The sequence below is a fragment of the Paraburkholderia sp. SIMBA_027 genome (assembly GCF_046535315.1).
Classification (GTDB): domain Bacteria; phylum Pseudomonadota; class Gammaproteobacteria; order Burkholderiales; family Burkholderiaceae; genus Paraburkholderia; species Paraburkholderia tropica.
Genome location: NZ_JAWRWY010000213.1, coordinates 1 through 356, shown reverse-complemented (window position 1 = coordinate 356; position 356 = coordinate 1). Strand labels below are relative to the sequence as shown.

Annotated in this window: 1 protein-coding gene; it reads right to left on the bottom strand. The window is 64.0% G+C overall.

The genetic code is table 11. The features are described 5' to 3' along the window. On the bottom strand, positions 1-356 hold a 356-nt coding region (locus SB764_RS38830), incomplete at both ends, for a metallophosphoesterase family protein (RefSeq protein ID WP_410866586.1).

The window sequence follows — 356 nt, the reverse complement described above, 5'->3', positions numbered from 1 at the left end:
CAGAAGCTCCGCCAACTGTCCGCGCAACACAGCTAATGCCTTGTGCTCTTGCCACGTCACCTCCTGGACCGCCACGGCGCCCGGCCCTCCTGCCTCGTCCCCGGGTTCTATGTCCAGCAACCAAGCGCCCTTGCGATGGTTTGCTTCCGAGAATGAGTAGGCCAAGGGCGAGCCCGAATAACGCACATGGTGGGCCAACTCCTGCCGCCCGTGGAGGTGGCCCAAGGCAGTGTAGGTGAAGCCCTCAAAGAGATCGAGTGGTACTGCACCGAGGCCGCCGATGCTCAGGTCCCGCTCACTTTCCGACGTGATCCCGCCGGAGGCAAAGGTGTGGGCGAGGACCACAGGGTGCACCG